This is a genomic window from Streptomyces sp. NBC_00887, assembly GCF_045207585.1.
Window position 1 is genome coordinate 1,267,707 of record NZ_CP108788.1, and the last position, 15,679, is coordinate 1,283,385.

15 protein-coding genes are annotated in these 15,679 nt (G+C 70.8%); 8 read left to right on the forward strand and 7 right to left on the reverse strand.

Translation table 11 applies throughout. The features are described 5' to 3' along the window. Positions 1-94 precede the first annotated feature (94 nt). The gene (locus OG844_RS05720) at positions 95-289 is read left to right on the forward strand and encodes a hypothetical protein (RefSeq protein ID WP_014044751.1); all 195 of its coding nucleotides are present in this window, start codon (positions 95-97) and stop codon (positions 287-289) included. A gap of 37 nt (positions 290-326) precedes the next feature. Continuing rightward, positions 327-1,940 (forward strand): hypothetical protein, encoded by a 1,614-nt coding sequence (locus OG844_RS05725; RefSeq protein ID WP_406388542.1) that lies wholly within the window; start codon positions 327-329, stop codon positions 1,938-1,940. Positions 1,941-1,951: 11 nt separating this feature from the next. On the opposite strand, the gene OG844_RS05730 is transcribed toward OG844_RS05725, so the two are convergent. Further along, complete coding sequence (locus OG844_RS05730) at positions 1,952-3,451, reverse strand: PLP-dependent aminotransferase family protein (RefSeq protein WP_406388543.1); 1,500 nt, start codon at positions 3,449-3,451, stop codon at positions 1,952-1,954. 101 nt (positions 3,452-3,552) lie between these two features. On the opposite strand from OG844_RS05730, the gene OG844_RS05735 reads away from it, so the two are divergent. From OG844_RS05735 to OG844_RS05750, 4 genes are all read left to right on the forward strand, one after another. Continuing rightward, the gene (locus OG844_RS05735; protein ID WP_406388544.1) at positions 3,553-4,221 is read left to right on the forward strand and encodes a YitT family protein; all 669 of its coding nucleotides are present in this window, start codon (positions 3,553-3,555) and stop codon (positions 4,219-4,221) included. Continuing rightward, positions 4,218-4,991 (forward strand): glycerophosphodiester phosphodiesterase family protein, encoded by a 774-nt coding sequence (locus OG844_RS05740; RefSeq protein WP_406388545.1) that lies wholly within the window; start codon positions 4,218-4,220, stop codon positions 4,989-4,991. The genes OG844_RS05735 and OG844_RS05740 overlap by 4 nt, the downstream gene beginning before the upstream one ends. A gap of 45 nt (positions 4,992-5,036) precedes the next feature. Next, positions 5,037-6,401 carry an MFS transporter gene (locus OG844_RS05745; RefSeq protein ID WP_406388546.1) on the forward strand — a complete coding sequence of 455 codons (1,365 nt, stop codon included), beginning with the start codon at positions 5,037-5,039 and terminating at the stop codon, positions 6,399-6,401. 264 nt (positions 6,402-6,665) lie between these two features. Beyond that, complete coding sequence (locus OG844_RS05750) at positions 6,666-7,040, forward strand: RNA polymerase-binding protein RbpA (RefSeq protein WP_329213065.1); 375 nt, start codon at positions 6,666-6,668, stop codon at positions 7,038-7,040. A gap of 172 nt (positions 7,041-7,212) precedes the next feature. Here OG844_RS05750 and fxsA read toward each other — a convergent pair whose 3' ends face one another. The 4 genes from fxsA to OG844_RS05770 all read right to left on the reverse strand — a co-directional run bounded on the left by fxsA (position 7,213) and on the right by OG844_RS05770 (position 11,424). Beyond that, a complete protein-coding gene (fxsA, locus tag OG844_RS05755; RefSeq protein WP_406388548.1) occupies positions 7,213-7,812 on the reverse strand; it encodes an FxsA family membrane protein in 600 nt (199 codons plus the stop codon). An 86-nt stretch (positions 7,813-7,898) separates the two neighbouring features. Beyond that, positions 7,899-8,666 (reverse strand): polyprenol monophosphomannose synthase, encoded by a 768-nt coding sequence (locus OG844_RS05760; protein ID WP_406388549.1) that lies wholly within the window; start codon positions 8,664-8,666, stop codon positions 7,899-7,901. Between the two features lie 538 nt (positions 8,667-9,204). Next, positions 9,205-10,845, reverse strand: coding sequence for an amidohydrolase (locus OG844_RS05765; RefSeq protein ID WP_406388551.1), 1,641 nt, complete (start codon positions 10,843-10,845; stop codon positions 9,205-9,207). 138 nt (positions 10,846-10,983) lie between these two features. After that, positions 10,984-11,424 (reverse strand): Lrp/AsnC family transcriptional regulator, encoded by a 441-nt coding sequence (locus OG844_RS05770; RefSeq protein WP_014044761.1) that lies wholly within the window; start codon positions 11,422-11,424, stop codon positions 10,984-10,986. A gap of 203 nt (positions 11,425-11,627) precedes the next feature. Here OG844_RS05770 and OG844_RS05775 point away from each other — a divergent pair, with 203 nt between their 5' ends. After that, positions 11,628-12,026: a hypothetical protein gene (locus OG844_RS05775; protein WP_406388552.1), complete on the forward strand. Its 399-nt coding sequence runs from the start codon at positions 11,628-11,630 to the stop codon at positions 12,024-12,026. A 460-nt stretch (positions 12,027-12,486) separates the two neighbouring features. Here OG844_RS05775 and OG844_RS05780 read toward each other — a convergent pair whose 3' ends face one another. Then, positions 12,487-13,659 (reverse strand): acyl-CoA dehydrogenase family protein, encoded by a 1,173-nt coding sequence (locus OG844_RS05780; RefSeq protein WP_406388554.1) that lies wholly within the window; start codon positions 13,657-13,659, stop codon positions 12,487-12,489. Positions 13,660-14,007: 348 nt separating this feature from the next. Here OG844_RS05780 and OG844_RS05785 point away from each other — a divergent pair, with 348 nt between their 5' ends. Beyond that, complete coding sequence (locus tag OG844_RS05785; protein ID WP_406388555.1) at positions 14,008-15,273, forward strand: glycoside hydrolase family 18 protein; 1,266 nt, start codon at positions 14,008-14,010, stop codon at positions 15,271-15,273. Positions 15,274-15,373: 100 nt separating this feature from the next. On the opposite strand, the gene OG844_RS05790 is transcribed toward OG844_RS05785, so the two are convergent. Next, the gene (locus tag OG844_RS05790; protein WP_406388557.1) at positions 15,374-15,523 is read right to left on the reverse strand and encodes an SCO1431 family membrane protein; all 150 of its coding nucleotides are present in this window, start codon (positions 15,521-15,523) and stop codon (positions 15,374-15,376) included. Positions 15,524-15,679: the final 156 nt, after the last annotated feature.

A 15,679-nucleotide genomic window follows, 5' to 3' on the forward strand; every position in this document is an offset into this window, starting at 1 on the left:
CATTTCACCCAATTGCACCTTTTATCGTATAGATACATCTTGTGATCCTGGAAGTACTCATGGTGACTGTCCCCTTCAACCAGGAGAACTGCTCATGATCCTCTCCATCTCGGGCGTGGTACTGCTCGGCATCATCGTCTTCCTGTTCTTCAAGAAGGACGGGCTCAAGGCATCCCACGCCCTCATCTGCGCCCTGTTCGGCTTCTACCTGGCCGGCACCGCCATCGCTCCCAGCATCACCGCAGGCGGCGCGAGCCTCGCCAGCATGCTGGGCGGGATCAAGTTCTGACGCTCCCCTCCCGCTCCGACCTCTTCAGGAGACCGACGTGGCCCGGCGACCACTCCCCCGCATTCTGAGCAGCGGCAGCGCTTCGATCACTCGCAGTCGCGAGTTCGCGCGCACGGCCGCCGACAACGCCACCGACGTCCTCCATCCGCTGATCACGGTCACCCGTGGACTGCGGCTGCTGGCCGGAGCAGGACGACAGAAATGGGCCGCGACGCCCAGGGACAGGCGCGGGCACGTCCTGTTCCTCGTCGCGGCCTGCGTACTGGTGGTGGCGCTCATCCCGTACGGGCCCCTGCTGGCCCTGATCTCGGTGATGGGCGCCGCCGCGTGGAAGGGACGGGACCGCACTCCGGTGAAGACCGGTCCCGACGACACGGAGACGGCACGGCTGCAAGCGCTCTACGAGGCGCTGGTGCCCCACTTCTCCGTGGCCGACGACCCCAGTCCGCTGTACTCCCACGGCGGCGACTGGGAGAAGGCCTTCGACTCCTCGTTCGCGTTCGACGGCAGCGGCCGCCTCACCCGTCTCCAGGTGGGCTACCCGGCGTACTTCACGGACGGCGAAGCGGCTTCCCGGACGCGCATCGAGCAGGTCCTCCACGCCAAGTCGGGCCGGGGCCGCGAGTACCACTTCGCCTGGGACGAGGAGAACAACCACCTCCTCATGACCGTGCTCGAAGCGCTGCCCACCACCATTGCCGCCCAGCGCTTCGTCACCGGCCCCGGTGAGACCGTGCTGGGTTTCACCGACGCCGACGCGGTGCGGCGCACCGTTCCGGTCGTGGACGGTGACGCGACCCGGGACGCGCCTCCGGTGGTCTGGCGGACCGGAGCCCGTTCCACGGAACCGCATCTGCTCGTCGTCGGGCATCCTGGCAGCGGCACGACGACGCTCCTGCGGTCCATCGCGCTGCAGGCCCTCCAGCACGGCGACGTCCTCGTCGTCGAAGGCAGCGGAACCGGCGAGTACGGCTGTCTGGCAGGACGCCCGGGAGTCCTCGCCGTCGAATGCGGTCTGGCCGGGTCCCTGGCAACGCTCGAATGGGCCGCGCACGAGACGGAACGCCGGCTCATCGCGGCGAACCGGGCGCGCCAGGCGGGCCACCCCGAACCCGAGGACATCAAGCGCCCTCTCTGGATCCTGCTGGACCGCCCGAGCGCGCTCGGACACCTGGCGGCGGCCGACGGCAGGCCCGATCCGCAGGAGCTGCTCCAGGTACCACTGCGACACGGCCGTGCGGCCGGTGTGACGGTCGTCGTGGCGGACCAGTTCGACAGCGTGGACGCGCTCACCGATACCGTACGGACCCACACCCGGGCCCGCGCCGTCCTCGGCCCCGCCACGCACGAGCAGGTCGAGTCCGTGCTCGGTGCCCCGCCCCACACCACCCCGACCGCGGACGTACCGCCGGGCCGGGGGTACGCGCGACTGGGCACCGGCCCGGTCCTGCGGCTCCAGGTCCCGGCAACACCCGACCCGTACGACCACGCGACGAGCGAGGCGCACCGGCAGGCCGTGCTCGACCTGCTGCCGGGTGGGCAGCAGCCTCCGGTGGAACAGGCCCCACGGGCCGCGGAAGCCGCCGAATCCGTCCCCGTCCCGGCACACCCGGATCCGCTGATCACGGCGCCGGCCACTGCCGAGGGGTGAAGCCGACGGCCTCAGGCCACGAACGTCCGCGGGGTCTCGGCTCCCGCGCTCGCGCCGGACCTGACGAGCTCCGCTGCCGCGGCGAGTCTCACCGCAGCCTCGTCCGCCACCGGGCCGCCCACCGTGAACGGCAGCCGCACATAGCCCTCGAACGCCCCGTCGACCCCGAACCGGGGCCCCGACGGCACCCGTACGCCGACCCGCTCGCCTGCCACGGCCAGCCGTGATCCGGAGAGCCCGCCCGTGCGCACCCAGAGGGTGAGCCCGCCGCGCGGCACCTCGAACTGCCACTCCGGGAGTTCCCGGCGCAGTGCCCGCACCAGGTCGTCCCTGTTCACCCGCGCCTGGTCGCGCCGGACCTCCACCGCCTGTTCCCAGCCTCCGGTGCGCATCAGCCAGTTGATGGCGAGCTGTTCCAGTACCGGAGTGCCCATGTCCGCGTACGCACGGGCCGCCACCAGGCTGCGGATGACGTCCGGGGCCGCCCGGACCCAGCCGATCCGCATTCCCGCCCAGAAGGCCTTGCTCGCCGATCCGACGGTGAGGACGGTGCTGCCCGCCGGGTCGAAGGCGCAGACCCGGCGGGGCATCTCCACGTCGGCGTCCAGATGGAGCTCGTTCATGGTCTCGTCGACCACGAGCACCGTGCCCGCGGAGCGGGCCGCGTCGACCAGGGCGCGCCGTTGCTGCTCGTCGGCGAGCGCCCCGGTGGGGTTGTGGAAGTCCGCGACGACATAGGCCAGCCGGGGCGCGGAGTCCCGCAGGACCTGGCGCCACCGGTTCATGTCCCAGCCGCCGAGCCCCTCCTCCATGGCCACCGGTACCAGCCGGGCCCCGGCCTCCCGCATGAGCTGCAGGATGTTGGCGTAACTCGGGGACTCCACAGCGATGCGCTCGCCGCGCCCGGCGAAGAGGTGGCAGATCGCGTCGATGGCGCCCATCGCCCCGGTGGTGACCATGATCTGTTCCGGCATGGTGGGGATGCCGGAACCGGTGTAGCGGGCGGCGATCATCTGCCGCAGTGCGGGCAGGCCGGCCGGGTAGTCGCCGTGGGTGTGCGCGTAGGGCGGAAGCTCCTCCAGAGCGCCCTGGACGGCCCGGGTCAGCCAGGGCTCCGGGGCCGGCAGCGAGGCGCAGCCCAGATCGATTATCGAGCCGAGTGATTCCGGGGGCAGGGGTTCGAGACCGCGGGCGGGCAGCGGGTTGCCCGCGGGGACCGCGGTCCAGCTGCCGGCCCCGCGGCGGGACTCCAGGAACCCCTCGGCACGCAGCGCCTCGTACGCCGCGGCGACGGTGGTCCGGCTGAGCGAGAGGGCGAGGGCCAGCTCCCGCTCGGCGGGCAGCCGGGCGGCGACCGGGACCCTGCCTTCGAGGACGAGCAGGCGCACACCGTCGGCGAGGGCGCGGTAGGCGGGCGGCTTGCGGGTGCCCTGCCCGGCGGGCCGGGGCTGCTGCGCCCTGAGCTGCCGTGCGAGCTGCGCGGCACCCACCGTCGAAGTCCACTGAGCCATGGAAATCAGTCCACCTTCCTCGGATTGGCCATAGTTGGCAGCCGATCCCCCGCCACAGAGTGTCATGCAGCAGTCCAACACCACCACACAGGGGGCACCACTTGTCCGAACCCACCGCCCGGAGCGGGACCCGCCTCAGCCGGCGGCTGATCCAGCTCTATGCGGGCCTGGCCCTCTACGGAGCGAGTTCGGCGCTCATGGTCCGCGCCGGGCTCGGGCTCGAACCGTGGGGCGTGCTGCATCAGGGCCTCGCTGAGCGGACGGGCATCTCCATCGGCGTCGTCTCGATCATCGTCGGCGCCGTCGTGCTGCTCGTGTGGATCCCGATCAGACAGCGCCCCGGGCTCGGCACAGTCTCCAACGTCTTCGCCGTGGGCATCGCGATGGACTCCACCCTCGCCCTCCTTCCGGATGCGCACGGGTTCGGGGCGCAGATCCCGCTGATGGCCGCGGGCATCGTCCTCAACGGCGTCGCCACCGGGCTGTACATCTCGGCGCGGTTCGGCCCGGGGCCGCGCGACGGGCTGATGACCGGCCTGAACCGGCTCACGGGGCGCCCCATCAGGCTGGTGCGCACGGCGATCGAGGTGGCCGTCGTGGTGACCGGATTCCTGCTCGGGGGCTCCCTCGGCGCAGGCACTGTGCTGTACGCCCTGGCCATCGGCCCGCTGGCCCAGTTCTTCCTACGCGTCTTCGACCTCCCGGCGCCGGACGAGGGCACCCCGGATGTTGCCGGCCGGACACCGCAGGAGGCGATACTGCCGCAGTGACAACAGCGACTTCGGGACGCCACCCCTATCTGGACCACCCTTCGCCGATTCCGTTCGCCCACCGCGGCGGAGCGGCGGACGGGATGGAGAACACGGCAGCAGCCTTCCGTCGGGCGGCCGGTGCGGGCTATCGCTACTTCGAGACGGATGTCCACACCACCGCGGACGGCCGCCTGGTGGCCTTCCACGACTCCACCCTGGACCGTGTCACGGACGCCCGGGGCCGGATAGCCGAGCTCCCCTGGAGCGAGGTGAGCCGGGCGAGGGTGGCGGGAAGTGAGCCGCTGCCGCTCTTCGAGGAGCTGCTGGAGGAGTTCCCCGAGGCCCGCTGGAACGTGGACATCAAGGCGGAGCCTGCCCTCGTCCCGCTCATCGAGCTGATCCGCAGGACCGACGCCTGGGACCGGGTGTGCGTGGGGTCGTTCTCGGAGTCGAGGGTGGCCAGGGCGCACCGTCTCGCGGGTCCGCGCCTGGCCACCTCCTACGGTGTGCGCGGTGTGTTCGGCCTGCGGCTGCGTTCGTACGGCATTCCGGCGGCGCTCCGCGCCGGGGCCGTGTGCGCACAGGTCCCGGAGAGCCAGAACGGCATCCGGGTGGTGGACCGGAGCTTCGTCCGTACGGCCCACGCACGCGGACTGCAGGTGCATGTCTGGACGGTCAACGAACCGGAACGAATGGCGGCGCTCCTGGACCTCGGTGTGGATGGCATCATGACCGATCACATCGAGACGCTGCGCACGGTGCTGAGCGAGCGGGGGGCCTGGGCCTGACGCCGGCACGGCCGCGTCCGCACTGCATCAGCGAGGGGGCGCGGCGTGAGCACCGGAACCGCAGAATCGACCGGACCTGCGGAACGGCCCCCCGGGGCCGCGGACCGCCTTCGGGAACAACGAGGCTGGTACTTCTACGACTTCGCCTGTTCCGTCTACTCCACCAGCGTCCTCACGGTCTTCCTCGGCCCGTACCTGACGTCCATAGCCAAGGCCGCCGCCGATGCGGACGGCTTCGTGCATCCGCTGGGCATACCCGTGCGGGCCGGCTCGCTCTTCGCGTACGCCGTCTCGGTGTCGGTCGTGGTGGCGGTACTGGTGATGCCGATGGCGGGCGCCGCCGCGGACCGTACGGGGCGCAAGAAGCCGCTGCTCGCGGCGGCGGCTTACGTGGGCGCCACGGCGACCGCCTGCATGTTCTTCCTGGACGGCGAGCGCTATCTGCTGGGTGCGTTCCTGCTCATCGTGGCGAACGCGTCGATCTCCGTGTCGATGGTGCTGTACAACGCCTATCTGCCGCAGATCGCGGCTCCGGAGGAACGCGACGCGGTCTCCTCCCGCGGATGGGCCTTCGGGTACACCTCGGGTGCCCTCGTCCTCGTCCTGAACCTCGTCCTCTACACGGGCCATGACTCCTTCGGCCTGTCCGAGTCCGACGCGGTCCGGATCTGTCTCGCCTCGGCCGGTGTGTGGTGGGGCGCCTTCACCCTCGTACCCCTGCGAAGGCTGCGCGACCGACGGGTGGCTCCCGGCGGCGAGGGGGCGGTCGGATCCGGCTGGCGGCAGCTGATGGCGACCCTGCGCGACATGCGCCGCCATCCGCTGACGCTGTCCTTCCTGCTCGCCTACCTCGTATACAACGACGGGATCCAGACGGTGATCTCCCAGGCCTCGGTGTACGGCTCGGAGGAGCTGGGCCTCGACCAGACGACTCTGATCACCGCGGTGCTTCTCGTGCAGGTGCTCGCGGTGGCCGGGGCGCTCGGGATGGGCCGGCTCGCCCGGGTGTACGGCGCGAAGCGCACGATTCTCGCCTCGCTGGTCGTCTGGACGCTGATCCTCGTCTGCGCCTACCTGCTGCCTGCCGACGCGCCGGTGTTCTTCTACTCGCTGGCGGCCGCGATCGGCCTGGTTCTGGGCGGCAGCCAGGCGCTCTCGCGCTCGCTGTTCTCGCACCTCGTGCCGCGCGGGAAGGAGGCCGAGTACTTCTCGGCGTACGAGATGAGCGACCGGGGACTCAGCTGGCTGGGCCCCCTGGTCTTCGGTCTCGGCTATCAGCTGACCGGCAGCTACCGGGACGCGATCCTGTCCCTGGTGATCTTCTTCACGCTCGGTTCCGTGCTGCTCGCGCGGGTGCCTGTGCGGGCGGCTGTGGCCGCCGCGGGCAATCCCGTGCCGGACCGGATTTAGACGTTGAAGTGAAAGGCCGGTAGTGTACGCCTTTGGCCTGCCCGGAGGACCGTTACTGCGAGTGGTAGAAGCAAAACCGTTGGGTGACAACTTCCACCAGAGGTGACAAACCGGGCACCGATGGGTACTCAACCCAGATACAGCAGCGGCACGACGGGCGACGCATGACCGGAAACGGGAATCTTTACCGCCGACCGGACGTTGACCGGATGACGACGACAGCGACATTTGTCCTGTGGGCGACAAGCCCGGGAGGCACGATTCATGAGTGAGCGAGCTCTCCGCGGCACGCGACTTGTGGTTACCAGCTACGAGACGGACCGCGGCATCGATCTGGCCCCGCGCCAGGCGGTGGAGTACGCATGCCCGAACGGCCATCGATTTGAGATGCCGTTCTCGGTAGAGGCGGACATTCCGCCGGAGTGGGAGTGCAAGGCGTGCGGCGCCACGGCACTCCTGGTGGACGGGGATGGCCCCGAGGAGAAGAAGGGCAAGCCTGCGCGTACGCACTGGGACATGCTCATGGAGCGGCGCACACGCGAGGAGTTGGAGGAAGTGCTGGCCGAGAGGCTGGCGGTCCTGCGCTCCGGCGCCATGAACATTGCCGTGCACCCGCGGGACAGCAGGAAGTCTGCCTGACCGCATATCACCGCACAGATCCAAGAGCCGCGGGCCGTGACACAGAACGTGTGTCACGGCCCGCGGCTCTTTGTCCGCCCGTGCACCCAGGGCTTGTGCGCCCAAGGCGTTGTGGGCCGCGCTGCACTTCTGTGGGCTGTGCGGCCTCGGGAGCCGTACAGCCCACAGAGTTTCAGGGGGACAGCGGCGGCCGGTTCGCTCCGGGGCCCTCGTCGGGGCGGGAGTGCGTCCGCGTGCCGTCCTCACGGATGACCTCGCCCTGGACGACCTTTCCGTCCGGCCGGTGCATACGGGCCTGCTGGAAGGCGTCCGACAGGCTGCCCGGCCCGGCCGCCCGCATCCGGCGCTCCAGGGAACGCTCCACGTAGCGGCCCGCCATCGAGCGGACCGGCGGCAGCAGGAGCAGCAGTCCCGCCGCGTCCGAGATGAGGCCGGGGAGCATGAGGAGCAGGCCGGCCAGCATCAGGAAGCCGTTGCCCTTGCTGCCCGACGGGGCAGCGGCCGGGGTCGCCGTCGCGCCCGGCTGCCCGGGCATCTGCTGGAAGGTCTCGGTGAGGGTGCGCATGGCCCGCCGCCCCGCCCGCTTGATCACCACGGCCCCGAGTACGGCGCCGGCGACCAGGATCAGCAGCACGGTGAACGCGCTCGCCGCTTCGGCCACCACGGTCAGCAGCCAGATCTCCAGCACCAGCCAGGCCGCGAGGCCCAGGGGCAGGAAGGTACGGGCGCGTGAGCGCCGTGGACGGTTCGAAGGCGGTGTGCCGGTCGTCATGCACCCAGTGTGCCTGTACGGGCGTGGAAGCGGCATAAGGGGGTGATCATGGTGCCCGCCGCCGATCATCGACCGGGGCCGGGAGGTCAGGAGGGCTTGCGGCCGAGGACCTTGCTCACCCGGGTGGTGATTCCCCATCCGGTGACCCGCCACAACGCCTCGACCAGGATGTCGCGGCTCATCTTGGAGTCGCCGATCTCCCGCTCCATGAACGTGATCGGCACCTCGACCACGTGGTAGCCCGCCTCGACCGCGCGGCGGGCCAGGTCGACCTGGAAGCAGTAGCCCTGCGAGGCGACCTCTTCGAGGCCGAGGCCGTCCAGGGTCGGGGTGCGGAAGGCACGGTAGCCGCCGGTGACGTCCCGCACCGAGAGGCCGAGGAGCATCCGGGAGTAGAGGCTGCCGCCGCGGGAGATCATCTCGCGGTGCCTGGGCCAGTTGACCACCCGGCCGCCGGGGACCCAGCGCGAGCCGAGGACGAGATCGGCGCCCTTCAGCGCGGTCAGGAGCCGGGGAAGTTCCTCGGGCTGGTGGGAGCCGTCGGCGTCCATCTCGACGAGAACGCCGTAGTCGTTCTCCGAGCCCCAGCGGAAGCCCGCCAGATAGGCGGCTCCGAGCCCTTCCTTGCCCTTGCGGTGCAGGACGTGCACGTGGTCGTCGCCCGCTGCGAGCTCGTCGGCGACCTTTCCGGTGCCGTCGGGGCTGTTGTCGTCGGCGACCAGGATGTCCGCTTCCGGAACGGCGGCGCGCACCCTGGCGACGATCAGCTTGATGTTCTCGGCCTCGTTGTAGGTCGGAATGATCACCAAGACTCTGCCGAGCGGGCCGAACTGCCTCTGACCGCCGTCGTTCACTACTGCCCCTTAAAGTCCGTACGCAGGTGCACACCATATCCAGCGCGCCACGGCCGGACTCCGACGCGGTCACGACGTGACGCGCGAGGCGCGCCCGCGGTACCGGACAGAAGGATGGAACTGCGGACAGAACTGCGGATCGGGGCCCGGCGTCCTTCGGGCCGACCTGGGACCCGCTGGCTGCGGGTCGACCGAATGCCGTTGTCTACTGAACCTCCGGGCCCCACCCGGGTCGCACCCGCCGTCCGGCCGAAACCTCCCCTCGCCCCCGAGGCGCGGGCGCTGAACCTGGCTGTCAGTGGTGGCGCGCCGGTGCGGCACACCACCCCGTGACCCAGCGGCGTTCGACGACTGCGTGGAGGTTTGACCGGGCGGACGTCCAGTGGTGGACCCAGCCGAACCTACCGGCCCGTGGGCACTCTCTGTCAACAGCCGTTTGACCTGCGATTTTTACCTAAAGCGCCTGGCCAGTGCCAAGGGTCCGCAGGTCGCGGCAGAGTGCGCGCAACTTCGATCGGCGGTACGAAATGTCACGACGTCACTCGTTCGGCCGTACGTAGACAGTTTGTCCGAAAACCACGGTGCGCAGGCATACGGGAAGCTCACCCCCGGGAGTGAGATCCGGCAGGCCAGGGGTGCCGGAACGGGGGTCGGTCGACCAGCGGGAGACCCTGTCGTCGGGGGCCTGAACGACCAGCTCACCGGCACGCCACACGGCGTAGTCGGCGGGCGCGCCGGGGACGAGGACTCCCGCGTCGTCGCGGCCGACCGCCCGCCAGCCGCCGCGGGTGTGTGCCGTGAAGCCCGCCCGTACGGAGATGCGGTGCCCCGCCGTCCGGTGGAAGGCAGCGGCGCGCACGGTCCCCCACGGGTCCAGAGGGGTGACCGGGCTGTCCGAGCCGAAGGCGAGGGGCACACCTGCGCGCAGGAGTGCCGCGTACGGATTGAGCGTGCCGGCCCGCTCGGCACCCAGCCGACCGGTGTACATGCCGTCCGGGCCGCCCCAGGCGGCGTCGAAGGCGGGCTGGACGGATGCGGTGAGCCCCAGCTCGGCAAAGGCCGCGATGGTCTCGGGGGTGAGCATCTCGGCATGTTCCACCCGGTGCCTGGCGGCGCGGATCCGGGCCAGTCCGAGAGTCTCGGAGGCAGCCCGTACACCCGCCACGACCGCGGAGACCGCGGCGTCGCCGATGGCGTGGAACCCCGCCTGCAGTCCCGCCTCGGTGCAGGCCGTGACATGCGCGGCGATCTGCGCCGCGTCCAGATGGGCGGTGCCGGTGTGCGGCGCGTCGGCGTACGGCTCGTGGAGGAAGGCGGTGTGCGAGCCCAGGGACCCGTCGACGAAGAGGTCCCCTGCCGCGCCGGCGGCTCCGAGCTCCCGGATCCGGGCGGCGCCCTTCGCGTCCTCGATCCGTTCGGCCCAGTATCCGAAGACCCGGGGGCCCGACTGTTCGGCGGCGATCTTCAGCAGAGCGGTGAAGTCCTCCTCGTCCGAGATGTCGGGGCCGGCGCACTCGTGCACCGTCCCGATGCCGAGCGAGGCCGCCTGCGCGAGCGCGGCACGCTGGGCCTCGGCACGCTGCTGCGGTGTGACGGCGCCGTGGGCCGCGGCGCGCACCGCGTGGTGCGCGGCGCCGACCAGAGGGCCGTCGGGGTGGTAGCCGGTGAGCTCGGTGGCACCCGGGACGAGGTCCAGGAGCGCGGTGGTGACCACCGCGGAGTGCACATCGACACGGGGCAGGTAGACCGGCCGGCCGCCGGCCGCCGCGTCGAGTTCGGGGCGCGAGGGGGGCCGCTGTTCCGGCCAGCGCGTCGCGTCCCAGCCATGGCCGAGGACGACCCGCTCCCCCGGGTGGCTCTTCACGTACGCACGCACGAGCCGGAGGGCGTCGGCGAGCGTGCGCGCGCCCGAGAGGTCCAGCCCGGTGAGAGCGAGTCCGGTCGACGTGGTGTGGACGTGCGAGTCGGTGAACGCCGGGGTGACCAGGGCCCCTTCCAGGTCGATCACCTCGTCGACGCCGCTCGCGAAGGCGTCGGCGGCCCCCTCGGACCCCACCCAGGCGACATGCCCGCGTTCGACGACCATCGCGGTCGCGAACGGGTCGGCGGGGCTGTGGACGTCTCCACCGCGCAGCAGCACGGTGCGGTGGTCGCCCTGAAAGGCGGTGCTCTCGGTCATGGCACCAGTCTCGCGCCTGCCCGGACCGCTTCGGTCCGCACCCCCCTCGACGGAGGGCTGCACCCCCTCGACGGGGGGCCGGCACCCACGCACCGACGAGCACCGCCCGCTCCCGGGCGGGGGCCGGGGCACCGCGCCTCAGATACGCGGGGGGCGGGCCTCGTACGGTGTGGAGAGGACGACGGTCGTACGGGTGGAGACACCGGCCAGCGAGCGGATCCGGGTCAGCAGGTGCTCCAGCTCCAGGGGGGTGGCGACCCGCACCTTGAGGATGTAGTTCTCGTCGCCCGCGACGCTGTGGCAGGCCTCGAGCTCCGGGACACCGGCGAGGCGTTCGGCGATGTCGTCGGGCGCGCTCGGGTCGAACGGCTTCACCGAGATGAACGCGGTAAGGGGCAGGCCGACGGCTTCGGGGTCGACGACCGCGGCATAGCCCCGGATGACCCCGCGCTGCTCCAGCCTGCGCACACGCTGATGAACGGCCGAGGTGGACAGGCCCGTGGCCTTGCCCAGGTCGGTGTAGCTCATCCGCCCGTCCTTGACGAGCAACTCCACGATCTGACGGTCCAGCTCCTCCATGCGGATCAACCTATGGCCCCAGGTCCCTCCAAGCACAGTCGTGGAGCCTGTGGAACTGCACGTTCGGGGGGCATGTGACGAATGCCACAAGTTTACGGGTGGGTAGCCGACGGCCTCGCGGTTACCGCCCGCTCCCGACGGGAAGTGCTTGCTGTGGTCGAGGCCGTGGCGCCTTGCCGGCCCACCCGAGGGGGGAACAACCCATGCAGAGCCTGAAGCTCACCGGACGTACCGAACCGGAGCCCGTTGATTCCGACGAGGACACCGCTCCCGACGCGTACGACACATTCGAGATGTACCGGGTGATCTGCCCGGACTGCTCCCAGCCCATCGCCCTGCTGGCGGACGAGGACGTCCTGCCCGAGCACGCGTTGTGCCCCTCCCCGTGGAATCCGTTCGTCCTCACCGTGTGCTCGGGCACGAGCCGCTCCGCCGCGGACGCGCGTCCGGCCGATGAGTCCCTCGATGCCCAGGAGCAGGAGACGGCCCTGCTGCTGACACTCCCTCAGGGGCTCGACTGGCGGATGCAGCCCTTCTCGCACGCCGGCGGCCCCGGCTCACGCCCCCTGCAGGTTCCGCAGATGCGGCGTCGCGCCGCCTGACGTTCCCTGAGTCGCACATCTGTGCCGCACCACGACGGCGGGCCGTCGTGGTGCGGACAGTTCCACCGACCGGTTCCGGCGCCCGTACAGCCCGGACACCGTCCGGGGCACCCGCATGCGCCCTCCGGGGCCCGTGCACCCGAGGAACGGGCGCACGAATCGCCCGGACGGTGACCCGCCGCCCTGCCGGGGCGTTGTTTGCGTATGAGCATGCTGCACTCGACAGCCGGACCGGTTCGCCGCCGCCTGACCGCTCCGACGCCCGAAGAATCGGTTCCTCAGCCCGGCCAGGCACCCCGGGAGGCGGCACAGCCGCCCGTGCCGCACACGACCGACCCGCCCATCTACCGGGCGATGCTGCACCATTGGGAGGGTACGGGCCGGACGCTGCCGGGCCGCCAGGACCAGGAGTGGAACCGGATCATGACGACGCCGGTGTGGTCGGACCGGCCCGTCCGGGTCAGCGCGTCTCGGGACCCGCGAGATGGCGGGCGATGACCATGCGCTGGATCTGATTGGTGCCCTCGACGATCTGCAGCACCTTGGCCTCACGCATCAGACGCTCGACGGGGAAGTCGAGGGTGTAGCCGTAGCCCCCGAGCACCTGGACCGCGTCGGTGGTCACCCTCATGGCCGCGTCGGTGCAGAACAGCTTCGCCATCGCCGCCTGCCGGGAGAACGGCAGGCCCGCGTCACGGAGGCGCGCCGCCTCCAGGTAGAGCGCCCGTCCGGCCTCGATCTGGGTGGCCATGTCGGCGAGCATGAAGCGCAGGCCCTGGAAGTCCGCGACGGGACGGCCGAACTGACGTCGTCCCGTCGCGTAGCCGACGGCCTCGTCCAGGGCCGCCTGGGCGACCCCGATGGCACAGGCGGCGATCCCGAGCCGCCCCGAGTCGAGCGCGGACAGGGCGATGGCGAAGCCCTGCCCCTCGTCGCCGATACGGCGGTCACCGGAGATCCGCACACCGTCGAAGTGCAGCTGGGCGGTCGGCGAGCCCTTCATGCCCATCTTCTTCTCGGGTACGGCCGCGGTGAGCCCCTCCGCGTCCCCCGGGACGAGGAACGCGGTGATCCCGCGGGAACCCTCCACCCCGGTCCTCGCCAGCACCGTGTAGAAGTCGGCGATGCCGCCGTGCGTGATCCAGGCCTTGGTGCCGGTCAGCACCCAGTCGTCGCCGTCCCGCACCGCCTTCGTGCGCAGCGAGGCCGCGTCGGAGCCCGAGGCGGGCTCCGAGAGGCAGTAGGCGCCCAGCAGACCGCCCGAGAGCATCGCCGGGAGGTGGGTTGCCTGCTGCTCCTCGGTGCCGTATCCGGCGAGCGCGTGGCAGGCGAGGGAGTGGACACTGACTCCGAGTCCGACGGTGAGCCTGGCCGCGGCCAGCTCTTCGAGCACCTGGAGGTACACCTCGTACGGCTGGTCACCGCCGCCGTGTGCGGAGTCGTACGGCAGGCCGAGCAGTCCGGACTCGGAGAGCAGGGTGAAGACCGCGCGCGGGAAATGGCCCGCTTCCTCCTCCTCCGCCGCCCTGGGAGTGATCTCCTTGGACACGATGTCGCGGACGAGCTCGATGAGCTGCCGGGACTCCTCGGTGGGCAGGCGGCGTTCCACCGGCTGCGGGGCACTGTCGGACATGACGGCGCTCTCCTCCCTGTCGGGCGTTGCGGCGGTCGCGCGCGCGGGGTGTGAGCGGCGCCGCCGGGTGGTCCCGGGCGATGCCCGGAAATCTATGACTCCCCAGCCGATCCTGCCTGCTCGGATCACGAGAGGCGCTGGCCAGCGGCTGTGGCGCGTTGAGTATGCCCGATCGGAGCGCTTGCGTCACCGGTCGCCCGGCGTCCTTGATCAGGGAAATTGGTCCGAACCATTGACCCAACTGGTCTAGTCCACCTACGGTTTCCCCCATTGCCGATCGCGTCCATGCCAAACCTATGGATTCGGTCGGCACCCCCACACAGAAGCCCTCCCCCACGAGGAGCCACAATGACCGGACTTCACCGTCCACGCGCCCGCTTCCGGGCGCTCGCAGCGACCGTCTGCACCGCCGCGCTCGGAGCCGCCCTCCTAGGCGTAGCAGGGACGTCGTCGGCGGGTGCGGCCCCCGCCGCCCCCGCACCGGCAGCCGCCGAGGCCGCCCCCGCCGCCGCCGGCGGCAAGGTGGTCGGATACTTCACCAACTGGGGTGTCTACGAGCGCGATTACCACGTCAAGAACATCGAGACGTCCGGCTCGGCCGACAAGCTCACGCACATCAACTACGCCTTCGGCAATGTCCAGGGTGGCAAGTGCACCATCGGCGACAGCTACGCCGACTACGAGAAGGCGTACACGGCCGACCAGTCCGTCGACGGCGTCGCGGACACCTGGGACCAGGAACTGCGCGGCAATTTCAACCAGTTGCGCAAGCTGAAGAAGCTGCACCCGGACCTGAAGATCATCTGGTCCTTCGGCGGCTGGACCTGGTCCGGCGGCTTCGGTGAGGCCGCGCAGAATCCGGCCGCCTTCGCCGAGTCCTGCTACAACCTGGTCGAGGACCCCCGCTGGGCCGACGTCTTCGACGGCATCGACATCGACTGGGAGTACCCGAATGCCTGCGGCCTGAGCTGCGACACCAGCGGCCGTGACGCCTACGGCAACCTTCTGTCCGCTCTGCGCACCAAGTTCGGCACCGGCAACCTGATCACCTCGGCGATCACGGCCGACGGCTCGGACGGCGGAAAGATCGACGCCGCGGACTACGCCGGTGCGGCGAAGTACCTCGACTGGTTCAACCCGATGACGTACGACTTCTTCGGCGCGTTCGCGGCCGAGGGGCCGACCGCCCCGCATTCCCCGCTGACCTCCTACCCGGGCATCCCGACGGAGGGCTTCGACAGCGACGCGGCCATATCCAAGCTCAAGGGTCTGGGCGTCCCCTCGGAGAAGCTGCTGCTGGGCATCGGCTTCTACGGCCGCGGCTGGACGGGCGTCACGCAGTCGGAGCCCGGCGGCACGGCCACCGGGGCTGCCCCGGGGACGTACGAGGCGGGCATGGAGGACTACAAGGTCCTGAAGAACAGCTGCCCGGCCACGGGCACGGTCGCCGGGACCGCGTACGCCCACTGCGGCACCGACTGGTGGAGCTACGACACCCCGGCCACCATCGCCACGAAGATGGACTACAAGAACCAGCAGGGCCTGGGAGGCACCTTCTTCTGGGAGCTCAGCGGTGACACCACGAACGGCGAGCTGATCAAGGCGATCAACTAGCCGCGACGGGGTACACGCACGACAGGGCGGGCGAGGGGCGGGGGGCCGGGCGGGCGCCTCGCCCCTCTCGCACGTGCCCCCGCGCCGCGATCGTCCGGCGTCACATGAGTCCGGCCTGGGTGACGAACATCGCGAGCACGACCACGAGCGTCCAGCCCAGGATGTGCTCCAGCACCTTCGGCCCGTCCTGGGGGCCGCCCGTGCGGGCGCGGCGGGCGCGGGTCGTGTTCTCGGCTGCGGTCGCGGTCATGGCATCTCGCTCGGTCGTTCGGCAGTGGTCGTCCCCCGTGACCCGACCACAGTGCCAGCGTGGCCGGCTCACGGGTAGAGACCCGGATCACTCCCGCCGCGGCCCGCGGACCGGGCGTGCGGCCGGCCGCTGTCCCGGATCCCCTCTGCCGTAAGG

Excerpts from the sequence above, each read along its gene's own strand:
- OG844_RS05720 (WP_014044751.1), top strand. The coding sequence starts at position 95 with ATGATCCTCTCCATCTCGGGCGTGGTACTGCTCGGCATCATCGTCTTC.
- OG844_RS05730 (WP_406388543.1), bottom strand. The coding sequence starts at position 3,451 with ATGGCTCAGTGGACTTCGACGGTGGGTGCCGCGCAGCTCGCACGGCAG.
- OG844_RS05750 (WP_329213065.1), top strand. The coding sequence starts at position 6,666 with ATGAGTGAGCGAGCTCTCCGCGGCACGCGACTTGTGGTTACCAGCTAC.
- fxsA (WP_406388548.1), bottom strand. The coding sequence starts at position 7,812 with ATGACGACCGGCACACCGCCTTCGAACCGTCCACGGCGCTCACGCGCC.
- OG844_RS05765 (WP_406388551.1), bottom strand. The coding sequence starts at position 10,845 with ATGACCGAGAGCACCGCCTTTCAGGGCGACCACCGCACCGTGCTGCTG.
- OG844_RS05770 (WP_014044761.1), bottom strand. The coding sequence starts at position 11,424 with ATGGAGGAGCTGGACCGTCAGATCGTGGAGTTGCTCGTCAAGGACGGG.
- OG844_RS05775 (WP_406388552.1), top strand. The coding sequence starts at position 11,628 with ATGCAGAGCCTGAAGCTCACCGGACGTACCGAACCGGAGCCCGTTGAT.
- OG844_RS05780 (WP_406388554.1), bottom strand. The coding sequence starts at position 13,659 with ATGTCCGACAGTGCCCCGCAGCCGGTGGAACGCCGCCTGCCCACCGAG.
- OG844_RS05785 (WP_406388555.1), top strand. The coding sequence starts at position 14,008 with ATGACCGGACTTCACCGTCCACGCGCCCGCTTCCGGGCGCTCGCAGCG.
- OG844_RS05790 (WP_406388557.1), bottom strand. The coding sequence starts at position 15,523 with ATGACCGCGACCGCAGCCGAGAACACGACCCGCGCCCGCCGCGCCCGC.